This is a genomic window from Ureibacillus yapensis (assembly GCF_003515775.1).
Classification (GTDB): domain Bacteria; phylum Bacillota; class Bacilli; order Bacillales_A; family Planococcaceae; genus Ureibacillus; species Ureibacillus yapensis.
Map to the genome: position 1 here is coordinate 1 of NZ_QWEI01000020.1, position 5,850 is coordinate 5,850.

Here is a 5,850-nt window from a genome sequence, read left to right on the forward strand (position 1 = left end):
TCGAATCTATCGAATCTATCGCATCTATTACATCTACATGTATTACACTGATTGCACATGTTATCACCTCCTTTAAGATAGTATATAAACTATCAAAGGAAGTGATTGTGCTAGTGCTAGTGTTTATTGATAAAAGGATATTAGTGAACATTACGAAGACATTATGCAGTAGCTTCTTCCACAATCGGGCGCGATTGTGGAAGAACATCCATCTTATACGAGGTGGTCTTTTATTATTCAGCAATGGTCAAAACTAAAGAAAAAGCACTCCGAGCGAAGTGCTTTTTTCCGTTTCGGAGGAAACAAAAGGTGGGATATGGGAAGGGAGGGGAAATCCTATGGTGAGGGGGATTTATAGAATTATTCCTACCTCCCTTGCATATAGAATATGAGTTTTCCTCTAACCAACCTGGTGGAATGCGGAAATTAATGAAAGAAAATTTCTAATGAAAAAACTAATTTTAAATCTTTTAGATTTGGAAGGGTGTCTATAAGGGAAAACCAAAAAATAGGTAAATTCTGATTATGAATAATGCCATCTGATATAAGATCATTGACCATCATTTATGGTGGTTTTTTATTTGGGAAAACGGTCGCAACGTTGTCAAAGCAAATTCACTGAAAAAGCCTTGATGAATATACTGGAAAGGATGAGAAGCAACGGCTTTTGCATTACAAATGTATATTGGAGGAAGATGCATGAACAAATTAATTATCTCATTTGTGGTGATGTTATTAGCGTTGAATTTGGTTGTGGGAATTGCAAGTGCTCATGTAACAGTACAACCAGAGGAAACAACGCAAGGTAGTTATGAGACGTTCACTGTCAAAGTACCAACTGAGTCTGATGAGATACCAACTACAAAGGTTGAAGTTTTATTTCCATCGAGCGTTATTATTAGTGGTTTTGAACCGAAACCAGGATGGAAATATGAAATTAAAAGAGATAATTCTGATAAGATAACAAGTGTTACATGGATTGCAGAAAATGAAGGTTTGTTACCAATGGAGTTTGGACTATTTCATATGCAAGGTAGAGTTGCCGATGATGCAACTGAAATTGTTTGGAAAGCGTATCAAACTTATCAAGATGGAACTATAGTTGAGTGGATTGGTGCTGGAGATTCGCAAAAGCCTGCTTCAGTAACTACAATATTACCTGCAACTGAATCTTCCGGAAACCATCACAATAGTGCGGAAAAGACTAGTGAAGTGAAAGAAGAAGCAAGAGAAACAACTAATAACCCGCTCTATTTCTCAATACCTGCTTTAATTTTAGCATTGCTAGCAATTGGAATTTCTATAACTAAACGGTCATGATGCTTAATTTTAGCCTAGACGAAGAAGAAGATTTATTCATGTCGATTCTAAGCATTCCAGGGTGCTTTTTTCATTTGCTTGAATGTGGATGGATTGATTTGTAGAGGGCTTTAATTAGAAAGTAGTGAATTCATCACCTTCCCAATAAGTGGGATTAATATGGAACAGATATCCATTGATTACTTTCTTTTCCTAAAGAAGAACAACCCGCTTACTATAGCAACAATTAAAAGAACGACGATCAGGATTGTCGTAGTAGAAGAGGATTCTGCTTCTGCTTCCTCAGCTACAGCTCCTTCTTGAGCTTCAGTTGATTGGTTGTCTGCTTCGGTTGTTTCTTCCACTGCTTTTGGTGTTTCTGATGCTTCCGCTGAAACGGCTTCTTCAGTTTCAGTTTCTGGGGCATTCACTGTAAATGTGAATTCACCTTCTAATGGGTGACCGTCTTCACTAATGATACTCCAGTTTACTTGGTAATCGTCATTTGGAAGTGGCTCAGCAACCGTACCTGTCAATGTACCGTCACCAATAATAATATCTTTAATCTCAACAGCTTGTCCCGAAGAACTGGTAACATCGATGAAGCTACCTTGTTCAATTTGTCCTTCAAATTCAAGTGTGATTTCATTTAATGGCTCCGTTACTACCTCGCCATCTGCTGGGTTTGATCCACTCAAATTTGAATGGGCAAACACGTTATACGAAATAGTTGTTGATAGTAAGACTGCTGCTGCAGTTGTGATAAATCGTTTCAAAATAATTCCTCCTAACCCTTTAATAATCTACTGTTTAAATAGATTGTTGCAATCCCCTCCTAAGATAAAGGAATGGTAATAGTCAATCAAGGAATATCACCAATTTGTCATAATTAAAAATGCTTAAATATGAATGGAATGACACAATGAACTTCTTCTTTTCCCGGTTTTAGAAAAGTAACACAAATAGAGATATAAAGGGATGGGGAATGCTGTAAAAACCGAAATTACATAAATTTCGGTTAGTTAATTTAAAAATAGTTTCCTTTATCTACTGGTTAATTTTGTTGGTTTACAGAGGCATATAGAAAAGACTTTTATGCAGGCATTTTCAGCTTTATAGTTGGGGTTTTTGCAATTTATATGTTCTTTCACGCCACAAGGGAACGGTTTATAAACAATAAAACAAATGACTAAATCAGGTATATAACCCAATTACCTGTCTCTTTTAATTATTGGTTCATTAATATCTTGTTAAGCTAACTAGGGGTTTTAATTGAATAACACTCTTCAGCAATCGGGCGCTTTTCTGAAATAAGGAAAGCGTCTTTCTTCATGAAAAGGGTGCGTTACTTAAATAATGAGGCTGCCTTTTCTTTTTGAAATAATCTGTGTAGATTGTTGGAAATAGTGAATAAAGATAAATAAAAGGTTAACTCTATACAAAAGAATGATAAACGAGGAGATTATTCATGAAACCTTATGAAATAAATAACATGATTATTGATGATGAATTTGATGGTGAAGAATTCGTGACTACTGATTTTACTTACCAAAATAAAGATTATAGCATTACTTTTAAAAAAGCAGACCTTGAAATAATTAATACATGGGTTTTTAAAGATGGTACGTCTCTTCCAGCAAATTTATCTGATAATATTATTGAATTAATAAGAGAAGATGTTAAAAAGAGAATCTAGTCACATGTACTAGTTCAAATTTATTATGGTTAGCTAAGAAAAGTTTTGATTAATAATATAGAGTTTCAACTAAAATTGGTGATCAATGTTGAAACATATAGGAAATTGGATAGACTTTTTTCGATAAACGGGTAGCTTTTTTAAAGAAAGTGCATTCTTTCGGGAACAAAATTTTATTTAACGATCTTCAACAATCTGGCGCTTTTCTGAAATAAGGAAAGCGTCTTTCTTCATGAATAGGGCCAAATTGTGGAGGAACGATATGAGTTCACAAGGTTAAGATTATGACAATAATTGGTTGGTTTCTTATGGTAAAATATAGAATAAAAAGATAGGGAGAATTAACGTGGAAAGAACTTTAGTAAAGACTGCTATATATTCATTTGTTACTTCTTTTTCATTGTTGTTAGTCTTAATACAAAGGGTTAAATATACAACTGATCTAGAGGGAATGGGTTCATTTGAAGAGACATCTTACCCTGATTTTTTCTTTATGATATTGAGATACTCAATAATTATTACATACATTATGGTAATAGTAGTGTTTTTGTCCAAAAGATTTAAAAAACAATAGGTACATAATAAAAACAGGAGTCTTCAGATAAATAACAATACGGTGCGTTTATTTATCGAGGAAATGAGCAAAGAGGTTAATGATTTCATAGAATTAATTGCTGCGGATCAATAGAACAATGGGAATAACCTTTTATAGCTAGTGTAACAAAAATAAGGTAGCAACCATACTAAGAGAAAAAGAGGTAGCGAATGGCAAAGGAAATTATAAATATTGAATATCCTACGAAAACATATGATACAAGTAAAATGGACTCCTGGACGGAAGAACAGTGGCGGGAATGGCGCGGAGAATCAGAGGATGATATCGGAATTCAAATATTGCTGATGAATGATGATGAGTTTTATTTGAAAATAATGGGGATTTATTACAACGAAGCATCAGAAGATATGTTTTTTGAATTTAATACACAAAATAAACTTGATCGAAACATAAATATTCAGTTTGGTAGTTGGATTATAGAGGATACTGTTTATAATTTATCCCATGTGAAGCCTCACTATATGGAGAAACATTCTGAATTGAGAGGTTTTCAAAGGTATGTGAAGCGTACTTATTTAGAAAGTTGGGATGATGTTGCAATTGAAGTGAATATCCTCGATGCAGAAACAAATATAAACATTCGAGAACTTGAATTTCACATAAAAAAGCGTTTCATTCAGGTTTTTTAGTAGATATTCATTCAATTCAAAGAGCGCTATTGTGGAAGAAGGACCATTTTTGATGGTCTTTTTTATTTGCTCTAATAAGTATAGACATTATTTGATCCTAAGAATACGGGCTGAATAACAATCTTCAACAATCGGACGCAATTCTTGAAAAGGAATGATGCCTTCTTCAACTAAAGGGCCATTATCTTGAATAAAGCTCAATGAAAAATTACATGTTTTGGATAGAATGGCACTTAATATATAAATTAATTAATTGCCAAAAAACCAAAAACATTGTATGCTACTTGACGGTAATAAAAGGCTTTTTTAGATGAATTAGGAGGGATTCAATTAGTGAAAAGAAAACAGATTGCTGCGTTGGCTTTATCAGTGATCATTGCAACATCGACATTCGCTCCATTCGCACAAGCGAAGAGCTCAACATATACCGTACAATCAGGGGATACCTTATGGAAGGTGTCACTAATCCACAGCGTTTCATTGGATCAATTAAGAAAATGGAACCATCTTAAATCGGACGTGGTACATAAAGGACAAAAGTTGACGGTTTCTCAATCGACTAGTATGAAACCTGTCACAAAAGCCTTGTCATCATCCATAAAAAAGACGACAACATCATCCGCTGTGAACAGCGTGACATATACAGTAAAACCAGGCGATACGTTGTGGAAGGTTGCAACAGCCAACCGGACAACGCCACAAGCTCTTAAGAGTTTAAATGGCTTATCTTCCGAAAACATCAAAGTCGGTCAAGTGCTGAAACTATCAGGAAACACTACAGCTGCTTCTATCGCACAACCAAAAGTTCAGACTGCAACACAAACCGCGAAAGTTCATGTGGTGAAAGCAGGCGAAACGTTAAGCGTGATTGCTAAAAAATATGGGACTACCATCAATACAATTAACAGCTTAAACGCCCTGGGAAGTGACAGGCTGTCTATTGGACAAGAACTGAAAGTAACAGCAGGCGAGATGCCAAGACCGCAAGCTCCTTCGTTCTTGCCAAACGGAACGTTCCCATTAAAAAAAGGAACCTATTCTCCTTATGGGGATAGTTGGGGGAATTCCCGTACATACGGCGGAACTCGCACACACGAAGGAACAGACATTATGGCTCCAAAAGGAACGCCCGTCTACTCGGCTACAAGCGGTCAAGTTGCCAACTATGGATGGAATGAATTTGGCGGCTATCAAATCACGATTAAAACGGCAGATGGCTACAACCTGTATTATGCCCATCTGAGCAAGTATGCTTCTGGCATCAAAAAGGGTTCAATCGTCCAAGAAGGTCAACTGATTGGCTATGTCGGGGATACAGGATACGGAACCGAGGGGACATCGGGCAAGTTCTCCCCGCATCTCCACTTTGCCATCTACAACAGCAATTGGGCGGCGGTCAATCCTTATTCCAATCTACGTTTCTGGGAATCAAATTAATAATTACATAGAATAAAAAAAGACTTCAAAATTATTTTGAAGTCTTTTTACTTAAAAAGTAGTTTCAGCCGTTCTTTGGAGCGATTCAGGAAAAAGTCCAGGATATCCTTCTGATCAACTACTTCCGTCACGATGAAATCGGCCCAACTCACTTATCTTCATGAAAAGGGCCA

The 5,850-nt window shown here is 36.0% G+C and carries 5 protein-coding genes; 4 read left to right on the top strand and 1 reads right to left on the bottom strand.

The window, feature by feature from the left end; all coding sequences use genetic code 11:
• Positions 1-699 precede the first annotated feature (699 nt).
• Positions 700-1,320 carry a YcnI family copper-binding membrane protein gene (locus D1B33_RS18100; protein ID WP_118877813.1) on the top strand — a complete coding sequence of 207 codons (621 nt, stop codon included), beginning with the start codon at positions 700-702 and terminating at the stop codon, positions 1,318-1,320.
• Between the two features lie 179 nt (positions 1,321-1,499).
• Here D1B33_RS18100 and D1B33_RS18105 read toward each other — a convergent pair whose 3' ends face one another.
• Positions 1,500-2,075, bottom strand: coding sequence for a copper resistance CopC family protein (locus tag D1B33_RS18105; RefSeq protein ID WP_158583020.1), 576 nt, complete (start codon positions 2,073-2,075; stop codon positions 1,500-1,502).
• Positions 2,076-2,767: 692 nt separating this feature from the next.
• Between D1B33_RS18105 and D1B33_RS18110 the strand changes: the two genes are divergently transcribed.
• From D1B33_RS18110 to D1B33_RS18125, 3 genes are all read left to right on the top strand, one after another.
• Entirely contained in the window at positions 2,768-2,995 is a 228-nt protein-coding gene (locus D1B33_RS18110; protein WP_118877815.1) for a hypothetical protein, read from the top strand.
• Positions 2,996-3,760: 765 nt separating this feature from the next.
• Positions 3,761-4,240, top strand: coding sequence for a hypothetical protein (locus D1B33_RS18120; RefSeq protein ID WP_118877817.1), 480 nt, complete (start codon positions 3,761-3,763; stop codon positions 4,238-4,240).
• A gap of 333 nt (positions 4,241-4,573) precedes the next feature.
• Positions 4,574-5,677, top strand: coding sequence for a LysM peptidoglycan-binding domain-containing protein (locus D1B33_RS18125; RefSeq protein WP_118877818.1), 1,104 nt, complete (start codon positions 4,574-4,576; stop codon positions 5,675-5,677).
• Positions 5,678-5,850: the final 173 nt, after the last annotated feature.